Origin of the sequence: Janthinobacterium sp. BJB301 (genome assembly GCF_002735685.1) — a bacterium.
Taxonomy (GTDB): Bacteria; Pseudomonadota; Gammaproteobacteria; order Burkholderiales; family Burkholderiaceae_D; genus Janthinobacterium; species Janthinobacterium lividum.
This window is the reverse complement of the sequence record NZ_PDZJ01000005.1, coordinates 187033-210206: the sequence shown is the minus strand read 5'-3', so window position 1 is coordinate 210206 and position 23174 is coordinate 187033. Positions and strand designations below refer to the sequence as shown.

Annotated in this window: 18 protein-coding genes; 12 read left to right on the top strand and 6 right to left on the bottom strand. The window is 65.1% G+C overall.

Annotated elements, in window-relative coordinates; translation table 11 throughout:
* Positions 1-141: 141 nt before the first annotated feature.
* Positions 142-2085 (bottom strand): GAF domain-containing sensor histidine kinase, encoded by a 1944-nt coding sequence (locus tag CSQ91_RS25025; protein WP_034784320.1) that lies wholly within the window; start codon positions 2083-2085, stop codon positions 142-144.
* A gap of 185 nt (positions 2086-2270) precedes the next feature.
* On the opposite strand from CSQ91_RS25025, the gene CSQ91_RS25020 reads away from it, so the two are divergent.
* The 5 genes from CSQ91_RS25020 (at position 2271) to CSQ91_RS25000 (ending at position 9998) form a co-directional block, all read left to right on the top strand.
* Positions 2271-3818, top strand: coding sequence for a C13 family peptidase (locus CSQ91_RS25020; RefSeq protein ID WP_180278511.1), 1548 nt, complete (start codon positions 2271-2273; stop codon positions 3816-3818).
* A gap of 42 nt (positions 3819-3860) precedes the next feature.
* The gene (gene czcI / locus CSQ91_RS25015; protein WP_099389918.1) at positions 3861-4235 is read left to right on the top strand and encodes a cation efflux protein, CzcI family; all 375 of its coding nucleotides are present in this window, start codon (positions 3861-3863) and stop codon (positions 4233-4235) included.
* A 91-nt stretch (positions 4236-4326) separates the two neighbouring features.
* Positions 4327-5565, top strand: a complete 1239-nt coding sequence (locus CSQ91_RS25010) for a TolC family protein (RefSeq protein ID WP_143451094.1) — start codon at positions 4327-4329, stop codon at positions 5563-5565.
* Positions 5566-5578: 13 nt separating this feature from the next.
* The gene (locus tag CSQ91_RS25005) at positions 5579-6802 is read left to right on the top strand and encodes an efflux RND transporter periplasmic adaptor subunit (protein WP_099389917.1); all 1224 of its coding nucleotides are present in this window, start codon (positions 5579-5581) and stop codon (positions 6800-6802) included.
* A gap of 25 nt (positions 6803-6827) precedes the next feature.
* Positions 6828-9998, top strand: coding sequence for an efflux RND transporter permease subunit (locus CSQ91_RS25000; RefSeq protein WP_099389916.1), 3171 nt, complete (start codon positions 6828-6830; stop codon positions 9996-9998).
* Between the two features lie 120 nt (positions 9999-10118).
* Here the strand turns inward: CSQ91_RS25000 and CSQ91_RS24995 are convergent, their stop codons facing one another.
* A complete protein-coding gene (locus tag CSQ91_RS24995; protein WP_099389915.1) occupies positions 10119-10631 on the bottom strand; it encodes a hypothetical protein in 513 nt (170 codons plus the stop codon).
* 359 nt (positions 10632-10990) lie between these two features.
* On the opposite strand from CSQ91_RS24995, the gene CSQ91_RS24990 reads away from it, so the two are divergent.
* On the top strand, positions 10991-11629 hold the full coding sequence (locus tag CSQ91_RS24990) for an Npun_F0296 family exosortase-dependent surface protein (protein WP_052140293.1): 639 nt from the start codon (positions 10991-10993) through the stop codon (positions 11627-11629).
* Positions 11630-11713: 84 nt separating this feature from the next.
* Here CSQ91_RS24990 and CSQ91_RS28795 read toward each other — a convergent pair whose 3' ends face one another.
* Positions 11714-11950 carry a hypothetical protein gene (locus CSQ91_RS28795; RefSeq protein ID WP_143451093.1) on the bottom strand — a complete coding sequence of 79 codons (237 nt, stop codon included), beginning with the start codon at positions 11948-11950 and terminating at the stop codon, positions 11714-11716.
* A gap of 212 nt (positions 11951-12162) precedes the next feature.
* On the opposite strand from CSQ91_RS28795, the gene CSQ91_RS24985 reads away from it, so the two are divergent.
* Positions 12163-12537, top strand: coding sequence for a hypothetical protein (locus CSQ91_RS24985; RefSeq protein WP_052140298.1), 375 nt, complete (start codon positions 12163-12165; stop codon positions 12535-12537).
* Here the strand turns inward: CSQ91_RS24985 and CSQ91_RS24980 are convergent, their stop codons facing one another.
* Complete coding sequence (locus tag CSQ91_RS24980) at positions 12538-15537, bottom strand: sensor domain-containing diguanylate cyclase (RefSeq protein ID WP_257217469.1); 3000 nt, start codon at positions 15535-15537, stop codon at positions 12538-12540.
* Positions 15538-15886: 349 nt separating this feature from the next.
* Between CSQ91_RS24980 and CSQ91_RS24975 the strand changes: the two genes are divergently transcribed.
* The 5 genes from CSQ91_RS24975 (at position 15887) to CSQ91_RS24955 (ending at position 21304) form a co-directional block, all read left to right on the top strand.
* On the top strand, positions 15887-16717 hold the full coding sequence (locus CSQ91_RS24975) for a helix-turn-helix transcriptional regulator (protein WP_175445129.1): 831 nt from the start codon (positions 15887-15889) through the stop codon (positions 16715-16717).
* A 107-nt stretch (positions 16718-16824) separates the two neighbouring features.
* Positions 16825-18945, top strand: a complete 2121-nt coding sequence (locus tag CSQ91_RS24970; RefSeq protein ID WP_218963776.1) for a TonB-dependent siderophore receptor — start codon at positions 16825-16827, stop codon at positions 18943-18945.
* Between the two features lie 7 nt (positions 18946-18952).
* Positions 18953-19351, top strand: coding sequence for a cupin domain-containing protein (locus tag CSQ91_RS24965; protein WP_099389914.1), 399 nt, complete (start codon positions 18953-18955; stop codon positions 19349-19351).
* Complete coding sequence (locus CSQ91_RS24960) at positions 19348-20574, top strand: RhtX/FptX family siderophore transporter (protein WP_099389913.1); 1227 nt, start codon at positions 19348-19350, stop codon at positions 20572-20574. Before CSQ91_RS24965 ends, CSQ91_RS24960 begins: the two co-directional genes overlap by 4 nt.
* A gap of 46 nt (positions 20575-20620) precedes the next feature.
* Positions 20621-21304 carry a helix-turn-helix domain-containing protein gene (locus CSQ91_RS24955; RefSeq protein WP_099389912.1) on the top strand — a complete coding sequence of 228 codons (684 nt, stop codon included), beginning with the start codon at positions 20621-20623 and terminating at the stop codon, positions 21302-21304.
* Here the strand turns inward: CSQ91_RS24955 and CSQ91_RS24950 are convergent.
* Complete coding sequence (locus tag CSQ91_RS24950; protein ID WP_070283064.1) at positions 21288-22205, bottom strand: sterol desaturase family protein; 918 nt, start codon at positions 22203-22205, stop codon at positions 21288-21290. The two genes, CSQ91_RS24955 and CSQ91_RS24950, sit on opposite strands and share 17 nt — an antisense overlap.
* Positions 22206-22283: 78 nt before the next feature.
* On the bottom strand, positions 22284-23006 hold the full coding sequence (queC, locus tag CSQ91_RS24945) for a 7-cyano-7-deazaguanine synthase QueC (RefSeq protein WP_034784336.1): 723 nt from the start codon (positions 23004-23006) through the stop codon (positions 22284-22286).
* Positions 23007-23174 lie beyond the last annotated feature (168 nt).

Genomic DNA, 23174 nt, shown 5'->3' with positions numbered 1-23174 from the left:
CCGGGCCAAGCGGACCTGAAAAATGTCGAGGGCAAGGCGCAGCGACGCAGACAGTACGCATGTACGGCAAGGAGCTGCAACGCCGCCATCGGCATTTTCTCAGGCCCGCGTCTCCGGCCCGCTGTTTTCAAGTTTCAAATTTCAAGCACTCTTTGGCTCCAGCGGAAAGCGTATCTTGTAATGCAATCCCATCCCCGGCGCACTGACCACCTTCACCGTGCCGCCCAGCGGCCCCGTCACCAGGTTGTAGAGGATATGCGCGCCCAGGCCGCTGCCGCCCGAGCCCCGCTTGGTCGTGAAGAAGGGGTCGAACAGCTGGCCCAGGGTGGCGCTGTCCATGCCCATGCCGTCGTCGCTGTAGTCGAGTTCCAGCATCTCGCCGGCCGTCCGCACGCTGATCTTGATCTTGCCTGGTTCGCCTTCGGCAAAGCCATGCACGAGTGAATTGACCACCATGTTCGTGACGATCTGCGAAACGGCGCCCGGATAGCTGCGCAGCTGCACCTCGGGCGCGCAATCGATGTCCACCTTGATCGGCTTGCCCTTGAGCTTGGGCTGCAGCGACAGCAGGATTTCATCGAGGTATTTGCGCAAGTTAAAGCTGCGCAATTCGTCCGACGACTGGTCCACGGCCACCTGCTTGAAGCTGCGCACCAGCGCCGCGGCACGCTGCGTGTTCGTCGTCATGATGCGCAGGGTCTGGTCGATGATGTCGAAAAATTGCCGCAAGCCATCTTCATCGAGCTGGCCCCCTTCCAGGTCTTCGCGCGTGAGCTTCAATTCCTGCACCAGGTGGCTGGTAGCCGTCACGCATATGCCCAGCGGCGTATTGATTTCATGCGCCACGCCCGCCACCAGCCGGCCCAGCGAAGCCAGTTTTTCCTGGCGCACCAGTTCCGACTGCGCTTCCTGCAAGGCGCTCAGGGCGCTGTTCAGGGCCGCGTTCTGCTCTTCCAGCGCTTCCTTGGCCTGGCGCATGGCGTTGTCGGCCTGGATGCGCGCCATCGCCACGGCCACATGGCTGGCCATGAAGGCCAGAACGTCCAGTTCCGCCTGGCCATATACGACGGACGTGTCATAGCTTTGCACGATGATCACGCCATATTTCCGGTCGCCCAGCAGCATGGGCGCGCCCATCCAGCTGGCGATGCCGACATTGCCCAGCGGCTCGTCCATCTCGCCGCTGGCCACCAGCGCCGCATAGCTGCTGGCATCCAGCAGACAGGCTTGCCGGCGCGCCAGCACATACGAGCTCATGCCGATGCCGTAATGAAAGCGTTTCACGGGCGCCTGCGCATCCTTCTCGTCGACGAAATACGGGATCGTGATGTCCTTGTTGTCCGGGTGGTACAGGGCGATGAGGAAATTCTTTGCCGTCACCAGCTCGCTGATGATGGCGTGCAGGCGCGCGTACAGGGTCGTCGCATCGGAAGCCTGCGCCGACAGGTTGGCGATTTCATACAGCGCATGCTGCAGGTTTTCCGCGCGGCGCCGCTCGGCCACCTCGTGCGCCAGCAGGGCCGTGCGCTCCTGCACCGCCTTTTCCAGCCGGTCCATGCTTTGCATGCCTTGCAGGGCGCTCGATACGTGCGTGGCGATCAGCGCGAACAGGGCCTGGTCTTCCAGGCTGAAACGGTGCTGCGCGTCATAGCTCTGGATGACGATGGCGCCCAGCACCTGGTGCTGCTGGTCCAGCAGCGGACAACCGATCCAGTGCTCGGCCGCCGTGCCGCCGCCCCAGGCGCCGCCGCCGATGGCGCGCATGGCGTCGTCGTCGGCCGTCATCACCAGCTGCTTGCGGTTGACGATGACCCACGCCGTGGGCGACTGCGCGGCGCTGGCCAGGCGCACGCCCTCGTCCGGATCGGGCGCGGCGTCGAATTCGTCGACAAAATAGGGAAAGCGCACGAGGCCGTCGTCACGGTCGCTGAGCGCCACGTAAAAGTTCGCCGCATACATGATGCGCCCCAAGGCTGCATGCACCGCCTGCAGGAATTCACTGATATCGCTGCAGGTGCTCGAGCGCTGCCCGATTTCCAGCAACACGGTCTGGACGGCTTCCAGGCGGCTGAGACGGCTTTCCATGGGTGACTATGTACCTTGTGCAAGTATATGTTCTGAAAATCAATATTATCAGTTCAGCCCAGCCTTGGCACGGCATAAAACGGAGAATCTTGCCTTGAAGCAGAGCAACACACGCCACGCGCGCATTTGCCACGATGGCAATACAGTGGCAGACTAGGCCCCTTCCTACAGACCAGACCGTCCTCATGACTGCCACGCTACGCGCCTCGCTTCGCCCCTACACCCTCGCCGGCCTGCTGGCCTTTGCCGCGCTGGGCATGCCGCCGCTGTGCGCCGCGCCAGCCAAGGCGCCGACGGCGGAAACGGCCGATGGCGGACGCTATTTCGGCCCCCTCGTCGCGGGCAAGATGCATGGCCAGGGCCGGCTCGAATACGCGAGCGGCGCGTTTTACGAAGGGGGCTTCGCGCGCGGCGTGTTTTCCGGCCAGGGCAGGCTGCGCCAGGCTTCCGGCGTCGAATACACGGGCGCCTTCCGCCAGGGTGCCTTCGACGGCATCGGCCGCTACACCTCGCCCAAGGGCGAGATTTATGCGGGCAGCTTCGTCAAGGGCAGCTTCGAGGGCCAAGGCCGCTTCCAGGGCGCCGATGGCGCCACCTTTGAAGGCCATTTCAAGCACTGGCGCCCGCATGGCGCCGGCAAGCTGACCGACACGGACGGCACCGTCTTCGAAGGCGAATTCGTCCAGGGCCAGGTGCAGGGCAAGGCCAGGGTCACCACCAGCGACGGCATCCATTACGAAGGCGAACTGAAAGACTGGAAATTCGAAGGCGAAGGCGTGCTGCGCACGGCCGAGGGCGACGAATACCGGGGCGGCTTCAAGAATGGCCAGTTCGACGGCAAGGGCGTGCTGCGCTATGCAGTGGCGCAGGCGGATGGACGGCGCGAAGACAGCGGCAACTGGACGGAAGGCCAGCTGGACGATCCGGCCCTGGACAAGCTCACGCGCGACAATATCGAGCTGGCCCTGTACGGCCAGCAATCCTTGCTGGAACGCAGCCTGGCCCGTGTACTGCCGCGCGATGCGGCGAAAAAGATCAATCTGTACCTGCTGGGCGTGGCCGGCGATGGCGCGCAGGAAGTGTTTCACCGCGAAACGGCCTTCGTGCAGCGCCAGTTCGACCGCGACTATGGCACCGTAGGCCGCTCCTTGATGCTGGTCAACAGCCGCAACACGGTGGCGCAGCAGCCGATGGCCACGCGCACCAGCATCGCCGCCAGCCTCGATGCCCTGGGCGCGAAGATGGACAAGAATAACGATATCCTGTTCCTGTTCCTCACCAGCCACGGCTCGCCCGAGCACGAGCTGGCGCTGGCGCAAAACGGCATGGACCTGCACAGCCTGCCCGCGCAAGAGCTGGCATCCATGCTCAAGCACAGCGGCATCCGCTGGAAGGTCATCGTGATCTCGGCCTGCTATGCGGGCGGCTTCATTGCGCCACTAAAGGATGACAACACCCTCATCATCACGGCCGCGCGCAGCGACCGCACCTCGTTCGGCTGCGATGACCAGAACGATTTTACCTACTTCAGCGAAGCATATTTCAAGGAAGCGCTGCCCAGGAGCGCCGGCTTTGCCGAAGCCTTCGACAAGGCCAAGGTGCTGGTGCAGGCCCGTGAAGCGGCCGACTTCCGCGAAGGCGGCATGGAGACGGAAGAGCATTCCGAGCCGCAGCTGTTCCAGGGCAAGGCCATCGCCGCGCAGCTGAAGGCGTGGCGTGCCCAGCCGCGCTAAGCGCAGCGCAGCCTTGCTACTTTCTGTACAATAGTCGTCACCATGCGCCGATTCTTCCTCATTTTGCTGCTGTTCGTGCTTCCGCTCCAGATGTCCTGGGCTGCGGCGAGCGCGTATTGCCTGCACGAGGAAGGCAAGGCGGCGCAGCACCTGGGCCACCACAGCCACCAGCACAAGGCAGAGGCCGATGCGGACAAGCAGCCCTTTGGCGACAAAAAAGTGGCGGACCAGCAGAAAAAAGGCCAGCCGCACAGCGACTGCAACGTCTGCCACGGCATCGGCCATGCATGGCTGCCGGCCGGCTCCAGCCTGCCCATCGGCGACACGGCTTCCGTGAATGCGGACACTTCCCCCTTCTATTACGCTTCCCACATCCCGGACGCTCCCAAGCGCCCTGACTGGTCGTCGGCCACCTAGGCCGACGGGACGTTTCAATCACTTTTCGCAGTAAGCCAGGCGCCAGCCTGCGCGTCCCGTCGAATTCTTTTCCATGCTTTTGGAGAATTCGATGTACCGATCCATCTATCTGTTATTACTCTCCGCCAGCCTGTTGGCTGGCAACTTTGTCCATGCGCAAGCTCCACAGGAGCCTGCCGGCCCCCTGACCTTGCCTGCTGCGCTGCTGCTGGCCGAGGGCGGCAACGCCACTTTGTCCGCTGCCCGCCATGAACTGGCGGCGCAAGGGGGGGCCCTGCAACAGGCGCGCGCCCTGCCCAATCCGGAACTGCAAACCGTGCTGGAAGACACGCGGCGCGCCTCGCGCAGCACCACCGTGCAGCTCAACCAGCTCATCGAACTGGGCGGCAAACGGGGGGCGCGCGCCGCCGTCGCCCAGCGTGGCGAAGACCTGGCGCAAGCGGGCTTGTCACTGCAGCAGGCGGAAACCCGCGCCGCCGTGACTTCCGCCTTTGTCGACGTGCTGGCGGCGCAGGAAGGCTTGCGCCTGGCCGACAGCGCGCAGGCGCTGGCCGCGCGCGCCAGCGACATCACGGCGCGCCGGGTGACGGCCGGCAAGGCTTCGCCCGTCGAGGAAACCCGCGCCAGGGTCGCCGAAGCGAGCGTGCGGCTGGAGCTGAACCTGGCCCGCAGCACCCTGGCCAGCGCCCGCAAGCGCCTGGCCTCCCTGTGGGGCAACGCCACGCCACGTTTTACCCTCGCGGAGGGACGCCTGGAAACCGTGCCCGAGCTGCCCCCGGCCAGCGAACTGGCGGCGCGCCTGGCTCAGGCCCCGGCCGTGCGCCAGGCGCAAAGCGCGCTGGCCCAGCGGCAAGCCATGCTGGATGTGGAACAGCGGCGCGCCACGCCCGACGTCACGGTCAGTATCGGCATGAAGCGTTCGGAAGAGCTGGGCCGCAACCAGGCCATCATCGGCCTGGCCTTGCCGCTGCCCCTGTTCGACCGCAATGCGGGCAACAAGCTCGATGCCCTGCGCCGCAGCGACAAGGCCAGCGACGAGCTGGCCGCCGCCCGCATCGCCGTGCAAACGGACGTGGCCGCCGCCACCGAACGCCTGGCCACGGCCCGGCTCGACGTGGAAAGCTTGCGCCAGGACATCTTGCCTGGCGCCCAGAGCGCCTACGACGCGGCCAGCAAGGGCTTCGAGTTCGGCAAGTTCGCCTTCCTCGACGTGCTCGATGCCCAGCGCACCTTGCTGCAAGCCAAAAACCAATACCTGCGCGCGCTGACGGAAGCGCAGCACGCCGCCGCCGACATCGAGCGCCTGCTGGGCACACCAGCTCCCCTGTAAGGAATCCCCGACCATGAATATCACACTGAACAAAAAGCAGGCGATCGCCATCGCTTCCATCGCCGCCGCCGGCATCGTCCTGGCAATCCTCATCCTCGGCACAGGCAAGTCCAGCGCTCCTCCTGCTCTTGCCGCCAAGGCCGAAGCACATACTGAAAAGAAAGATGAACACGGCCACGAAGAAGTGGAAGGCAAGCTGGAATTGACGGCTGCGCAAAGCAAGGCAGCCGGCGTCGTCATCGCCACGGCCGCGCCTGGCCGCATCAAGACGACGGTCGCCCTGCCCGGCGAAATCCGCTTCAATGAAGACCGCACGGCCCACGTCGTGCCGCGCCTGGCTGGCGTGGTGGAAGCCGTGCACGCGGACCTGGGCCAGCTGGTCAAGAAGGGACAAGTGCTGGCCGTCATCGCCAGCACGGAACTGTCGGAACAACGCAGCGCACTGCTGTCGGCGCAGCGGCGGCTGGCGCTGGCCCGTTCCACCTATGAGCGCGAAGAAAAGCTGTGGCGCGAAAAAATCTCGGCCGAACAGGATTACCTGCAGGCGCAGCAAGCGTGGCGCGAAGCGGAAATCGCCGTGCAGAACGCCCAGCAAAAGCTCAGCGCGCTGGGCGCCAGTGGTTCCGGGTCCGGGACCGGGGCCAGCAAGGGTCCGCTGAACCGCTACGACATCCGCGCGCCGTTCGACGGCATGGTGCTGGAAAAACATATCACCCTGGGCGAAGCCGTCAAGGAAGACGCGAACATCTTCGTCATTTCCGACCTGTCGACCGTGTGGGCGGAAATCGCCGTGCCGGCGAAAGACCTGGCCACCGTGCGCATGGGAGGCAAGGCGGAAGTGAAGGCGTCCGCCTTCGATGCCAGCGCGCAAGGCACGATCACCTATGTGGGCGCGCTGCTGGGCGAGCAGACACGCACGGCCAAGGCACGCATCAGCTTGCTGAACCCGGACATGGCCTGGCGCCCGGGCCTCTTCGTCACGGTGGAAGTGGTCTCCGGCGAAGCGGACGCGCCCGTCACCGTGCACAGCACGGCGATCCAGACGGTGGAAGACAAGCCCGTCGTCTTCGTGCAGGTGAAAGATGGCTACCAGGCCACGCCCGTGGTGCTGGGCCGCAGCGATGGCACATTGACGCACATCAAGCAGGGGCTGGCCGCCGGCACGCCCTACGCGGCGCAAGGCAGTTTTGTCCTGAAGTCCGAGCTGGGCAAGGACTCCGCCGGTCACGAACACTGATCACGCCAAGGCTAAGGAAACCATCATGTTTGAACGCTTGATCCGCTTCGCCATCGACCAGCGCTGGCTGGTGATGCTGGCCGTGGCCGCCATGGCTGGCCTGGGCATCTACAGCTATCAAAAGCTGCCCATCGACGCCGTGCCCGACATCACCAATGTGCAGGTGCAAATCAATACCCAGTCCGCCGGCTATTCGCCGCTGGAAACCGAGCAGCGCGTGACGTTCCCCATCGAGACGGCCATGGCCGGCTTGCCCAACCTGGAACAGACGCGTTCGCTGTCGCGCTATGGCCTGTCGCAGGTCACCGTGATCTTCAAGGATGGCACGGACATTTATTTTGCGCGCCAGATGATCAACGAGCGCTTGCAGGAAGCCAAGGAAAGTCTGCCGGCCGGCATCACGCCGAAGATGGGGCCCGTCTCCACGGGCCTCGGCGAAATCTACCTGTGGACGGTGGAAACGCAGGACGGCGCGAAAAAGCCCGATGGCACGCCTTACACGCCGACGGACTTGCGCGAAATCCAGGACTGGATCATCAAGCCGCAGTTGCGCAATGTCACGGGTGTCACGGAAATCAATGCCATCGGCGGTTACGCCAAGCAATACCAGGTGGCGCCGTATCCGGAAAAACTGGCCGCCTACGGCATCAGCCTGCAAGACGTGGTGACGGCGCTCGAGCGCAACAACAGCAACGTGGGCGCCGGCTACATCGAAAGGCAGGGCGAGCAACTGCTGATACGCGCGCCGGGCCAGGTGGCATCAAAAAGCGACCTTGCCAACATCGTCGTCGCCAATGTGCAGGGCGTGGCGATCCGCATCCGCGACGTGGCCGACGTGGTGCTGGGACGCGAGCTGCGCACGGGCGCGGCCACGGAAAACGGCCGCGAAGTGGTGCTCGGCACCGTCTTCATGCTGATCGGCCAGAACAGCCGCGCCGTCTCGCAAGCCGTCGACAAGAAGATGCTGGAGATCAACCGCAGCCTGCCGAAAGGCGTGCACGCCGTCACCGTGTATGACCGCACGGTGCTCGTCGACAAGGCCATCAATACGGTGAAGAAAAACCTGCTGGAAGGGGCCGTGCTGGTGATCGCCATCCTGTTCCTGTTCCTGGGAAATATCCGCGCGGCCGTCATCACGGCCATGGTGATTCCGCTGGCCATGCTATTCACGTTTACGGGCATGGTGCAATACCATGTGAGCGCCAATCTGATGAGCCTGGGCGCGCTGGACTTCGGCATCATCATCGATGGTGCCGTGGTGATCGTGGAAAACTGCGTGCGCCGCCTGGCCCATGCGCAGCAGAAACTGGGACGGCCGTTGACCTTGCAGGAACGTTTTCACGAAGTATTTGCGGCATCGCAAGAAGCGCGCCGCCCCTTGCTGTATGGCCAGCTGATCATCATGGTCGTATACCTGCCCATCTTCGCCCTCACGGGCGTGGAAGGCCGCATGTTTACGCCGATGGCCCTGACGGTCGTCATCGCCCTGCTGGGCGCCATGCTGCTGTCGATCACCTTCATCCCGGCCGCCGTGGCGCTGTTTATCGGCGACAAGGTGGCGGAAAAGGAAAACGCCATCATGCGTGCCGCCAAGCGCTGGTATGCGCCGCTGCTGGACAAGGTGATGCGCAACACGCCCGTCGTGCTGACGGGCGCGGCCGTGGCCGTAGTGCTGTCGGGCTTGCTGGCCACGCGCATGGGCAGCGAATTCGTGCCCAGCCTGAACGAGGGCGACATCGCCATCCAGGCCCTGCGCATCCCCGGCACCAGCCTGACGCAATCGCTGGCCATGCAGCAGCAGCTGGAACGCAAGCTGATGGCAAACCACAAGGAAATCGCGCGCGTGTTCGCCCGCACGGGTACAGCCGAGATCGCGTCCGACCCCATGCCGCCGAATATTTCCGACGGCTACATCATGCTCAAGCCCCGCGACCAGTGGCCGCAACCCGGGAAATCGCGCGAGCAATTACTGGCGGAAATCGAAGCGACGGCCACCAGCTTGCCGGGCAACAACTACGAGTTTTCGCAGCCGATCCAGCTGCGCTTCAATGAACTGATTTCCGGCGTGCGCAGCGACGTGGCCGTGAAACTGTTCGGCGACGACATGCTTGTCCTCGACGGCACGGCGGCGAAGATCGCTGGCGTGCTGGGCAAGATTCCGGGCGCCACGGAAGTGAAGGTCGAGCAGACGACGGGGCTGCCCATGCTGACGGTGCAGATCGACCGCGAGCAGACGGCCCGCTATGGCCTCAACATTGCCGACGTGCAGTCGGCGATTGCCACGGCCATCGGCGGGCAGGAGGCGGGCACCCTGTTCCAGGGCGACCGCCGCTTCGACATCGTCGTGCGCTTGCCCGACAGCCTGCGCAGCGACCTGGAGCAACTCAAACGCCTGCCCATCGCCCTGCCCCTGGGCGCGGCGGCGGAAGGCCGTGCGCGCTTCATCCCGCTCGGCGAAGTGGCCAGCCTGCAAGTGGCGCCGGGGCCGAACCAGATCAGCCGCGAAGACGGCAAGCGCCGCATCGTCATCAGCGCCAACGTGCGCGGGCGCGACATCGGCTCGTTCGTGGCCGACGCCACGCAGCAGCTGCAAGCGCAGGTGGCCATTCCCCCCGGCTACTGGACCAGCTGGGGCGGCCAGTTCGAGCAATTGCAGTCGGCCACGAAACGCCTGGAGCTGGTGGTGCCGGTGGCGCTGGCCCTCGTCTTCGTCTTGCTGTTTGCCATGTTCGGCAACGTGAAGGATGGCTTACTCGTGTTCAGCGGCATCCCGTTCGCCTTGACGGGTGGCATCGTCGCCCTGTGGCTGCGCGACATTCCCATGTCGATCTCGGCCGCAGTCGGCTTCATCGCCCTGTCCGGCGTGGCCGTGCTGAACGGCCTCGTGATGATCGCCTATATCCGCCAGCTGCGCGAACAGGGCATGCCCTTGCAGGAGGCGATACGTGTAGGGGCGATCACGCGCTTGCGGCCCGTGCTGATGACGGCGCTGGTGGCGTCGCTGGGTTTCGTGCCGATGGCCATCGCCACGGGCACGGGCGCTGAAGTGCAGCGTCCGCTGGCCACCGTGGTGATCGGCGGCATTTTATCTTCGACGGCATTGACCCTGCTGGTGCTGCCGCTGCTGTACCGGCTGGCGTACCGCAGGGAAGACGAGGTGGAAATGCAGGCCGCGCCCGAAGGCGCGGCGGTGTAGTCCTGGAACCAGGCGTAGCAAAATCGTAGCGAGCGGCTTCGATTTGTGGCCGAGAAGCGCAGCTGTACTTAAGTACAGCGAGCATCGGAGGCCGCAAAGCGTGCCGCGCAGTAGATTTTGCTAGCCTGGCCGGCGGTAGCCGCCTTCGATCCAATTCGCCGCTGATGTGGCGTTGAACTTGAAGGCGGCCGAGGTGCGCACCTTGGCGATCTGCTCGCCGTCGGCGTCGTAGGCGCTCAGTTCCGCGTACGGGTGCTCTTCGTCGGGCACGATGTCGAACATCACCTTGATCTGCCCCTCGTCGGTGGCGACGAACAGGTTCTTGTGCAATTGCGCATGCAGCTGCTGCTCGTGGCGGCGCAGCACTTCCGACGCCGTCTTGACCAGCGTGTTGAACGCGTTGACGTCGAGCGGCTTCGGGTTTTTCTTGTCGCGGCCCATGGTCCATGGGCCCACCAGGGCCGGCTCCGGTTCGCCATCCTTGATCATGGCCACGGCCCAGCCCTCATCTTCCTCGTTCTTGATCACGCGCGCCGTCCAGCCATTGCCTACCCACAGGCGCGGCTCCTGGACCGGGGCGTCATTGTCTTGCTCGGCTGCTTCGTCGGAAAAGTCGGGAAAATCGGTACTCATGGCGGTGCTCGTGATGGAAGGTCGGGGCTAGCATGATAGTCGAAAACGCCCACCCGTGCCGCCTTGCCGCAAGGTAAGGCGCGGCCCGCCATAGTCGATCCCGGCAAGAAGACAAGCTATCAATGTAGTAGCTTTATTCTAGTAATCGAGCTTTGATATTTCTCAAGTAAACCTATTATTATTTTGCAATCTGAATTGTGTTTTTTGTATTTAAATATTGCATGTAGTAATGCTTGGCTCCAAGAAATTCTTTTCTCACGCGACGTCCCTCGTCCCCGCACGCCGCATTGCCCCGCCACGCCAGGCATCTCTATCGTCCATTACCGCTGCATATAACTATACTTATCAGAGGGACTCACATGAAAATCTTGACTACGCTGGCCTTGGCCACGCTGACGGTCGCCGCAGGTACCGCAAGCGCCGTCCCCACCTTCACTGCCGGCGGCACGGCACTGGCAGGGGAAGGCCTTGTCACCTCGGTCGCAGGCGCCACGACGATCAATTTCAACGATGGTTTACTACCCGGCAACTACACGGGCGCCGTGTTTACCAGCAACCACCCCAGCTACGCCGCGCAACCTCCAAATGACTTGACGGCCTTCTATTCCGTCGGCGTCTCGGATGGCCAGATCACGCCAGGCACGGCCACCTTCAGCGGCGGGCTCAGCTATTTTGGCTTTTACATGGGATCGCCCGACACGTACAACAGCATCGTCTTCACCATGGGCGACAGCAGCACAGTCGTCCTGACCGGTTCGCAAATGGCCGCCCTGGGCGGCGTCAGCCCGAATGGCGACCAGTCCGTCGGCCTGTATATCAACGCCTGGGCCGGCCAAGGGGCGAGCTTCACCTCGGTCGCCTTCCATTCGCCAAACACGAACGCCTTTGAAAGCGACAACCACGCCTACATCGCCGCCGTGCCGGAACCGGGAACATACGCCATGCTGCTGGCCGGTCTGGGCCTGCTGGGTTTCATGCTGCGCCGCAAAGCGTCATAACACGGCCATGCGCAAGCCAAAGCCCGCAACGCGGGCTTTTTTCACAACCAGCCATCGCATGGACGGCAACGCTTTATAGCCGCCTCAACACATGGACATGGCAGGCCGGTTGGGCCAGGTCAGCGGAGGACCGGGCGGCACCCAGCGCGGGTCGATGGCCGGCAGCGGTGCATGGTAGTTGAATGGGGTGATGATGATCGGCGGTATCGCCGATGGCGCGCCGACGGGCTCGGCGCAGGACTGCGTGGCGCTACGCTGGCGCGTGATTCGATGGTCAGGGGGGGATAGCGATTGATCCCCGGTATCTGCAAACAAAAGCATGTTGCCCTCCTTGCGAGACTGAGGTATTCAGTATAGGACGGCTTGCGCACATTACAAGAAAAGAAATCTTGTTCCAGATCAGCGTTTTTCGCCCCGCCAGCGCCTTCCATACCGTGAAAATGACGGCCTGTCGCACGCCGCTGGCGGCAAGCCGGGCGCGCCCCTACAGTGTGATCATGCAACACCCCATCACCCACACACTGAGGCTCACCATGAAAAAATTGCTCACCTTCGTCCTCATCGTCATGCTCGCCTGCCTGTTCCTCGACAAGATCGGCGGCAGCGACATGCACATGCAGTTCAACGGCGACGATGTCGACGGTCCGCTGGAATGGCTGTTCGGCCTGGTGTTTGCCGGCGGCGGCTTGCTGATCGCCGCCATTGCGGTGGTGTGCGCCGCCGTCATCACCGGCGTCGTCCTGGCCGGCGTGGGCGTGGTGCTGATCGCGGTGGTGGCGCTCTGCGTGGTACTGGCGCTGGCATTGAGCACGCCCGTGCTGCTGCCGCTGCTCATTCCCGTCGCCATCGTCTGGCTGATCGTCAGCCGCAACCGCAAGCAGGCGCAAGCGCGTCAGCACAGCCTGTAATCATTGCGCCATGAACTTGCTGAGCACGCCGTCGCTGCCGCCGTCATTCTGCTCGATGCGGTTGCGCCCACCCCGCTTGGCCCGGTACAGCGCCTCGTCGGCGCGCGCCAGCACGGCGTCGCAATCGGCATCGGTGCCGGCCATGGCGGCCATGCCGATACTCACCGTGACGGTGATCACAATGCCGCCATCGATGGTCAGCGAACTTTCCGCCACGCGCCGGCGCAGCCGTTCGGCAAACACGGCCGCTGCCGACAGGTCGGTGCCGGGCAGCAGGATGGCGAATTCTTCGCCGCCCACGCGGCCCGGCACGTCGACCTTGCGCAGCGCCTGGCACATCAGCGCGCCCAGGTGGCGCAGCACGGCATCACCCACGGCGTGGCCATACTCGTCGTTGACGCGCTTGAAGTGATCGATGTCGAGCATCAGCACGCTGGCGCAGCTGGCCAGCTCGCGCTGCAAGCGGGCATGCTCGTTTTCCAGTGACGCCATGAAGTGGCGCCGGTTCGGCAAACCGGTCAGGAAATCCGTGGTAGCCAGTTGCAGCAGTTCCGCGTTCATGCGCTTGCGCTCGGTGATATCGAGCGAGGACACCATGACGAAATCGAGGCTGTCCGCATGGCCGGGCATCACCAGCAAGCTCAATTCATTTTGCCGCGCCGCACCGTCGAGACGCACGAAGCTGCTCTCGCACTCGTACAGGTGGGCGCCGCCAGCCAGCGCCAGCAGCGCGTCGCCGAAACGGGGCAAGGCGCTGTCGTCGAAATTCTGCGCCAGGCCCAGCGCACCGCGGCGCTGGTCGTCCTCGTTGGCGCGCACCTGCGCCAGCGCGGCGCCGTTCGCATCGATGATGCGCACCAGCCCCGCCAGTTGCCGCAGCGCGTCCGGATTGGCCTGGAAGTGGGCGCCCAGGTCGCGCACGCCCGCTTGTTCAAAGGCGTCGAGCGCGGCGCGCACGGCCGACCAGTCCTGTTCCCACAGGGCCACGGGCGCATGGTCGTACAGGCTGCGGAAACGCGCTTCGCCGGCGCGCAGCGCCAGCGCCACTTGCGCCTGTTCGATGGCCATGCCGGCCAGGTGCGCCGCCTCGCTCAGCCGCGCCAGATGCGCCGCGCCCGGCAGCGTCGGCTGGCGGTGATACGCCATCAGCACACCGAGCAGCTTGCCCGAGCCACCACGCACGGGCTCGGCCCAGCACGATTGCAGCTGGGCCCGCCACGCCAGTTCCATCGTTTCCTGCGCATCGGCATGCAGGTCGCCGACGATCACGCGCTGGCCGTCGCGCACGGCTTGCGCGGCGATGCCATGCACGCCCTGCAGGGTATCGAGGTCATGGCCATGGCTGGCCAGGTTGAAAAACGCAGGCAAACTCGGCGCCGCGCCCAGCACCAGGCGGTGGCGGCTTTCATCGAGCAGCAAGATGCTGCACAGCATGGCGGGATGGTCCGCTTGCACGCTCAGCACCACGCTTTCCAGCACCCGTTCCAGCGGCGCGCCCGTGGCCAGCATTTCCAGCACTTGCCGCCGCGTATGCTCGCGCCGTTCCATCTGGCTGCGCTCGCTGATATCGCGGAAGGTCCACAGGCGCGCCTGTTCATTGCCCAGTTGCATGCTGCGCACATATTGCTCGACCACCCGTCCATCGCGCAGGTGCAGCACGTCGCGCCGCTCGCGGTGGCCATGCGGCGCGTGGGCGCGTGCTCCGAGGAACGGCGCCGCCTGCTCCAGCTGGCTTTCCACATGGCGCACCAGCGCCGCGCCATCGGCTTGCCAGTCGAGCGCGTCGGGCACTTGCCACAGGTCGCGGAAGCGCCGGTTCGACGTGAAGATGCGGCCATCGGTATTGTCGACCAGAATGCCGTCGATGGTCGAATCGAGGATGCTGCGCAGCATGGCCTGGCTGCGCTGCGCCGCCTCGGCCATGGCCAGCACGCTCGCCTGCCCCTGCTCCAGCTGGCCGGTCAGTTCGCTCGAGCGCGCCAGCGCCGCCTGGGCGCGGGCGCGGCCCGCCGCCAGCAGCCAGGTGGCCAGCGCCAGCCCGATGCTGGCCAGCAAGCCGGTCCAGGCCACCAGGCGGGGCCGCGCCAGCAGTTCGCCATCAAAGCCCGGCATGGCGCGCATGCGCAAGGTCCAGGCATGGCCGGCGATGGTGATCGCCTGCTGCGACACCAGGCTGTCCGAAGCGGCAGACGACAAGGCGCCCGGCAAGCTGTCATACATCAGGGCCGCCTCGGCCAGTTGCGCGCCATCATAGATTTCCAGATCCAGCTGGCGCGCGCCCTCGCCGCCCACGCCCGCCATCAGATCACCCATGCGGAACGGCGCAAACACCCAGGCGCGCAAGGCGGCGCGCCGCTGCTCCACGCTGGCGTGCGGCAAGCCATTGTCATACACGGGCAATACGATCAGGAAGCCATGCGCCCGGGCGCTGCCGCCATCCTGCACCAGGTGGATCTTGCCCGTCATCGCGGCTTGCCCCGTGTCGCGCGCCTGCTCCAGCGCGGCCCGGCGCACGGATTCGGACCCGATGTCATAGCCGAAGGCCAGCAGGTTGCTCTCGCTCAAAGGTTCCAGATAAGTGATGGGCGCATGCCAATCGCGCTGGCCGTGCGGACGCACGGCATAGCCGGGATAGCCGTCCGCGCGCACGCTGGCCTCATGCCGTGCCAGGGCGGCGCCGGACAGCAGCGGCAGATAGCCGATGCCGTGAATACCGGGAAAGTGGCGGTCCACTTGCTGCACCGCCAGATAGGCATGGAATTCGCGGCGCGTGACTTCCTGCGAACTGGCATACAGGCCCTGCACCCCGTGCAGCACCTGGATGTAGGTCTGCATGCGGCCGACGATATTGCCCACCAGTTCGCGCACGCGGAAATCGAAATCGGCCTGCACCTGCTGTTCGCTGGCGTCGTCGGCATTGCGCCAGGCGCCATACGTCAATCCCAGGCACAGCGCCAGCACCAGCGAGGCCAACGCGCGCGGTCCCAGCCAGTGCGACACTGAACGAGCAAACCACGACGTAGACGCGCGTGTAGACATGGCAGGCGAAAAAGCAGGACGGACATCAAACCGCTACACGGCCAGCAACATGGCTGGCGGCGGGCCGCACGACTACCATCGGTAGTCGATGAGAATGATAGTACGTTACAGCGGGCGCCCTTGCAATGCTGAATATTGTATTAAAAAGACCACGAATTGCGAAGCTGCAACTGAGTTTTCCCAGCACAAAGTCGACGCCATCGCAACTGATAATGATTCTCATTTATAATTATCATCCCGCTTTTCCTCCACACCCTCGACGATGCCCTCCCAGCCGCCTTCCTCCCATGACACTTCCTGGCAACTACCGTTGGCCACGCCAACGCTGGAACTCAGCGCGGGCACCCTGTCCTTTCCGGCGCCGGCGCACAGCATCGAACACAATGAGGCAGGACTGAAACTGGTGCTGGTCCTGGGCGGCCAGCTGGATTATCAACTGCAAAGCGGTGGCGCCGTGAGTGTCGAAGGCCCTGCCTTCCATATCAGCCTGAGCGACACGCCGTTTTCCGTCAGCCACCACTATGCGGCACGGCAACCGCTGCAGTACCTGAGCGTACGCATGCCGATGCAGGCCTTGCACGACACCTTCGGCGCCGAGCTGGGTTCGCTGGCGCGGCGCATCGCTCCGGCCGCGCGGCAGACCATGGCCACGGCGAACGGATACGCCGGCAAGGCCGTGCAGGCGCTGGGCCGGCAAATCATGCTGTGCCCGCTGGCCGGTCCGCTGCGTCAGCTGTATTTATCCGGCAAGGCGCTGGAACTGACAGCTGCCGTGATGGACGGCCTGACCGGAACCGGCGCCGCGGCCGAGACGGCGCCCGGCACGCGCCAGCTGCGCTGCCTGCAGCAGGCGCGCGACATCTTGCTGCAGCGCCTGCACGCACCGCCGACCTTGCCGGAACTGGCGCGCCTGGCCGGCACCAACGCCAGCACCCTGAGCCAGGGCTTTCGCCAGCAGTTCGGCACCAGCGTCTTCGCCTACGTGCGCGAGCAGCGGCTGGAACTGGCGTACCGCATGCTGGCGGCCGGCAACATCAGCGTGGCCGACGCGGCGCATGCCTGCGGCTACACGGATTCGCATTTCAGCAAGGTGTTCCGGCAGCGCTACGGCGTTTCCCCCAGCGACCTGCGCTGCGCCTGACGCAATACGCGCAATCGCCAGGAAAACAGCGGCAATCCTTAACGCCCTGACGCCCTCCGTCCTTACCATATTGAGATTGATTCTCAATACGAAAGGTCCGGTTTTTCATGGCAATGTTTCCCCTCCCACCACGCGGCGTGCGCTGGCCCCGGCATACCCTGCACGTCCTGGCCGCCCTCGGCTGCAGCCCCCTGGCGCAGGCGGCCGACGCGCCGGCACCCGAGGCCAGCCTGCCCGTCATCGCCGTCACGGCCACTCGCGAAGCGGGCGCCAGCATGGGCAAGACGGGTGCCTCGCTGAAGGACACGCCGCAGTCGCTGAGCATCATCAGCCAGGAGCGCATGCAGGAACAAAACCTGCAGACGCTCGACGACGTGCTGCAGCAGGCGACGGGCACCACGGTGCAGCCGTTCCAGCTGCTGACCACGGCCTACTATGCGCGCGGCTTCAAGATCGATTCCTTCGAACAGGACGGCGTGCCCGTGCTGATGGGTAACATGGCCAGTCCGCAGCAAGACATGGCGATGCTGGAACGCGTGGAAATCCTGCGCGGCGCGAATGGCTTGCTGCATGGCAGCGGCAACCCTGCCGCCACCGTCAACCTGGTGGCCAAGCGGCCGCAAAAGAACTTCGCCGCGCAAGGTGCGCTGTCGGCCGGCAGCTGGGACCGGCGCCGTGGCGAAGCCGACATCGGCGGGCCCCTGAACGCCGCGGCCACGCTGCGCGCGCGCGTCGTCGCCACGCACGAGGAACGGGGCTTTTTCTATGACGTGGCGCAGCAGAACAGCAGCAATCTGTATGGCGTCGCCGAGCTGGACCTGGCGCCGGGCAGCACGCTCAGCGCGGGTGTACAGAAACAGCGCATCCGTTCCATCATCAACATGGCAGGCGTGCCCCGCTATGCGGACGGCGGCGATATCGGCTTGCCCCGTTCCACCTATCTCGATGCGGCCTGGGACCAGTTCGACTGGGATACCCAGCGCGTCTTCGCCAGCCTGGAGCAGCATTTTGCCAATGGCTGGCAAGCCAAGGTGCAGGCCAATCACCTGTCCGGGGATTCCTTCCTGAAATACGCGGGTGCATATGGCGCCGCGCGCCGCGACCAGCGCCCATCCTCGAGCGTGATGGGCGCCGCCTACCGCTTCGACAATGGCCAGAACAGTGTGGACGCCTACGCCAGCGGTCCCTTCCGCCTGGGCGGACGCCAGCATGAACTGTTGTTGGGCGCCAACGTCCAGCACACGTCCAGCGAGCAGTTCTCCGCCAGCTTCCTGGCGCCGCCCAAGGGCACCCATGACGTCTTCCACTGGAACCCCTACGCGCTGGCGGAACCGGACACCAGCGCGTATGCCTCGCGCGGCCCGAGCAAGGTCAGCCAGTGGGGCGCCTATGCCATGGGGCGCTTCCAGGTGAGCGACGCACTGACGGCCATCGCAGGCACGCGCCTGAGCCGCTGGAAACAGGAAACGCGCACGGCGCGCGTGGAACCGGATACCCAGCTGACACCGTACGGCGGCCTGGTCTACGCCCTGTCGCCGCAATGGTCCGGCTATGGCAGCTACACGCAAGTGTTCCAGCCGCAAAGCCAGGCCACCGTCGACGGCAAGACGCTGGACCCGGTAACGGGCAACAACCTGGAAGCGGGGATCAAGGGCGCGCTGGCGAATGGCAAGCTCGACGTTTCCCTGGCCGTGTACCAGATCCGCCAGAACAAGCGGGCCCAGGAAGATCCGAATTTCCCTTGCGCGGGCAACGTCTGCTACTACATCGCCGGCGGCGAAGTGCAAAGCCGCGGCCTGGAAGCGGAAGCGAACGGCCAGCTGACGCCCGACCTGCACCTGTCGGCCGGCTACAGCTACAACACGACGCGCTACCTGAAGGATGCCGTATCGCAGGGCCAGCCGTTTGCCAGCTTCGCGCCCGCCCACATCCTGCGCGCGTGGGCCAACGCCACCCTGCCATGGGCCGGACGCCGTTTGAGCGCCGGGCTGGGCGTGCAGGCGCAAAGCCGCTACAGCGTCACCTCGGGCGGCGTGACGCTGCGCCAGGGCGGCTATGCGCTGGCCAATGCCCGCCTGGGCTGGCGCATCGACCGCCACTTCACGGCCGCGCTCAATGTCAACAACCTGTTCGACAAACACTATTACCAGAGCCTGTCCGGCACGGCCTGGAACAACCGCTATGGCGAGCCGCGCAGCGTGATGCTGTCCCTGCGCGCCCAGTATTGAGGCCCCCATGAACGACAACACCTTGACCATTTTCCCGCTCGATGGCCACCTGCTCGCGCTGCACCCCGATGCGCTGGCCCAGGCCATTCCCTACCATGCGCGCGGCAAGAGCCGCGCCGACTGGATCATCGGCGTCAAGCACGTCAGCGACGCCCAGTCCGTGCACGGCGACCATTGGGAGCGCCACCCGAGTGGCGACGAAACCCTGTGCCTGCTCGAAGGCAGCATCGAACTGGTGCTGCAAACGGACGATGGCGCGGAACGCCGCGTCGTCTTGCAGGCGGGGCAAGCCTGCATCGTGCCGCGCGGCACCTGGCACCGGCTGCAGGTGCACGTTCCCGGACGCCTGCTGTTCATCACGCCCAGCATCGGCAGCGAACACCGCAAAGTGGGCGGTGCCGCATGAGGCCGGCACTGCGGCGGGCGCACCTGTGGCTGATGGTGGCGGCCCTGTACTTCACGCAAGGCGTGCCGCTGGGGCTGGCCATGGAAGCGCTGCCGGCCATGCTGCGCCGCGACGGCGCGCCACTCGACGCCCTGGCTTTTTTGCCGCTGGTGGGCTTGCCTTGGGTCCTGAAATTTCTCTGGGCGGCGCAAGTCGACAACCGCTGGAATGCCCGCGTGGGCCGGCGCCGCAGCTGGCTGCTGCCGATGCAGGCGCTGGCCACCGCCTGCCTGCTGGGCGCCGCCCTGCTGGGACTGTCGGCCGCCACGGCGCCGCTGATCGTCACCCTGGCAGCGATGGGTTCGCTGGCCAGCGCCACGCAGGATATCGCCACCGACGGCCTGCTGGCCGAGCGCTTCGAGGGCGCCGCGTTGGGCCGCGCCAATGCCTTGCAGGTGGGCGGCACCATGGTGGGCTTTTTCACGGGAGGCTCCGGAGTATTGATGCTGTCGGGCATGTTCGATCAACGCGTGGCGCTGCTGGCGCTGGCGGTGATCGGTGCCGCCAGCCTGGCGCTCGTCGTGCTGTGGCGCGAGAGCCCACTCGCGGCCGCGCTGCCCGCATCGGTCCCGGCGCCACGCAAGGCCAGCTTGCGCGGCTTCATCCGCCGGCCCGGTGCGCCGGCGCTGCTGGGCATCGCCTTTTTGTCGTCCATGACAGCCGTGGCCGGCTATGGCCTGTCGAAGCTGCTGCTGGTCGACGCCGGCTGGCCGCTGGAAGATGTCGGCAAGGTGGGCATGGCCGGCGGCATGATCACCGTGCTGCTGGGCTGCGGCGGCGGCGCCTGGCTGATCGGCCGCCATGGCCCGCAGCGCGTCTTCCTGCTGGGCATAGGCGCCTCTGCGGCCGCTGCCGGCCTGTGGCTGTGGCTTGCAGCGATGGCGGCGCCCCTGCCGCCCATCCTGGTCTGGCTGGCGACGGCGCTGGGCTGCTTCGGCGCCGGCTGTGCATCGGTCTCCATGCTGACCATGGCGATGCAGTTTGCCCGCCAGAGCGGACAGGCGGGCACGGACATGACGGCCGTGCAAAGCATGCGCGACGGCGGTGAAATCCTCACCTCGTCCACCCTGACGGGCGTGGCGGCCACGGCCGGCTACGGCGGCAGTTTCACGCTCGGTATCGTCTGCGCCCTGCTGGCCATGCTGCTGGCGCGCCAGTTGGCGCAGCAACGCCAGCGGGCCTGAGCGCTCTGCTGTACAGTGCTGGCGATTGCAGACACGGGAGCATCGCTTGCACGACGACCGCTGGCAGGGAACCCTATGGCTGGCATCCGACTTTGCCATTTTGCATGGCGCAGCGGGCGCCACGGACAGCCACGCCCATTATGCGCACCAGTTGATGCTGAGCACGGACGCGCCCTTCACGGCCAAGCTCGACGGCATCGTCCACACGGCGCGGCACTTGCTGATCGACAGCCTGCGCCCGCACGCCATCCTGGCCGCGCCGGCGCCCATGCTGACCATCTATGCGGAGCCGCAGCGCCTGGGCGGCGCGACTCTGCTGGCAGCAGCCGCCAGCGCCGGCGTACCCAGTCTGGACAATCTGGCCGCCGCGCTGCAGGCGCAGCCACGCGAACGCTTGCCCGATCCCCGCTTGCGGCGGGCGCTGGACAAGGTCGATGCGCTGCTGTCGGGCAAGGTCAGCGCGGCCGCCGTGGCCGAGGCGGCGCATTTGTCGCTGAGCCAGCTGGAACGCCTGTTCAGCGCCCAGCTGGGCCTGCCCGTGCGACGCCTGGTGCTGTGGCGCCGCCTGCGCCTGGCCATCCGTTTCATCCTGCTCGGCAGTACCCTGACGGAGGCGGCCCACGGCGCCGGCTTTGCCGATGCCGCGCATTTTTCGCGCACCATGCGCAGCCTGTTTGGCGTGCGCGCCGACCGCAGCTTGCGCCAGCTCGACGTCAAGCTGCTCGACTAAGTTTTCGATGCAGCGCCTGCTTCAAGCCGGCCGGCAACTCGGGCGCCCGCACGCCCTCTTCCACGCGGAACGGTTCCAGCAGTTGCGCCCCGTATGCGGCCGGATAATCGGGACGGCTGCCGATGCCCAGGTCCTCGCCCCGCATGCGGTAGCCCGGTGCATCGAAACGCGTGCCCAGCAAGCGGTCCCAGCAGGTAAAAAACAGGCCGAAGTTCACGTCGCCGGCCGTGCCGTATTTCATGTGATGAAAACGGTGCAATGGCGCCCAGGCAAATATCTGGCGCAGCGGGCCCATGCGCATGTCGACATTCGCATGCTGCAGCAACAGCTGGATCGCCACGGCAAACGCCAGCACGGCCATGACACGCTCCGGTATGCCCAGCAGCAGCAAGGGCAGCATGCCGCCCGCCGCTTCCAGCAGCAGGTGCAGCGGGTGCTTCATCCAGCCATTGAAGCCATACAGGCGCTGCACGCTGTGGTGCACGGCATGCAGTTTCCACAGAAAATAATAGCGGTGGCTCAGGTAATGCACGAGCGTGATGCCGCAATCGGCGATGACGATCGCCATCAACAGTTGCGCCCAGAACGGCAGCTGGACTGGCCAGAATGCGCCCAGCGCCAGGTGCCCGGCCAGCAAGGGAAAGGCAGCCAGGCCCAGCAGATACAGCGCTTCATTGACGAGCGCATGCAGGCTGTCGCGCCAGCCGTCGCCGTGATCGTGGTTCCACGCGCCGTCATACGGCAGATAGCGTTCGGCAAGAAAGGAAGTGAGCAGGGCCAGCAGCAGCAAGGGCGGCAAGACCCAGAGAGAGTAATGACACACCGCAATCAGGTAACTGGCGGCGCCGATGAAGCCGGCCCAGAACGCGGGGCCGTACAGCGCGGCAAAGAGGGATTTCATGGCAAGGTACTCCTGTGGCAAAAACCACAGCATGGCCTTGTCCCCCGCCCCGCTGCTTGAAGAAACGGCGCAACCTGCTTATTTGGCCTGCTTTGCAGCCTTTCTCGCCGCGTATTGCTGGTAGCCATTCGCGCGCAGGGCGCAGGCGGGGCAGGTGCCGCAGCCATAGCCCCAGTCGTGCAGCTCGCCCCGCTCGCCCAGGTAGCACGTATGCGTGCCGCTGCGGATCAGGTCGACCAGGGGCTGGCCGCCCAGGTCTTCCGCCAGGTCCCAGCTTTGCGCCTTGTCCAGCCACATCAGCGGCGTTTCCAGCTTCAATCGCGTATTCATGCCCAGGTTCAGGGCCACTTGCAGGGCCTTCATTGTGTCGTCACGGCAATCCGGGTAGCCGGAAAAATCCGTCTCGCACATGCCGCCGACGAGCACCGTCAAGCCGCGGCGGTACGCCACGGTGGCGGCCACGGTCATGAACAGCAAGTTGCGTCCAGGAACAAAAGTGTTCGGCAAGCCGTTTTCCTGCATGACGATCTCGACGTTCTGCGTCATGGCCGTATCGGAAATGGCGGAAATCAGGGACAGATCGATCATGTGATCCTGGCCCAGGCGGCTATCCCATTCGGGCGACTGCTGGCGCATCTGCTCCAGTACGCCAGGACGCACGGTCAGTTCGATCGCGTGGCGCTGTCCATAGTCAAAGCCGATGGTTTCCACGCGGCTATAGTGTTTCAAGGCCCAGGCCAGGCAGGTGGTGGAATCTTGTCCACCGCTGAAGAGCACCAGTGCGGAGTCCGTTGCTAGCATAATTTCTTTCTTTCAGTTTTATTCTGTCCAATAGTGCGCAGGGAAACAGGATTCCCCATGCAAAAAATACTTATTCGTCCGCCATCAGTTTACCTATTCCGGTAACATGCAGTCAGCATTTACTCATCTGGAGCACCATGTTTTCTGCACGACCCATACGGCATACGG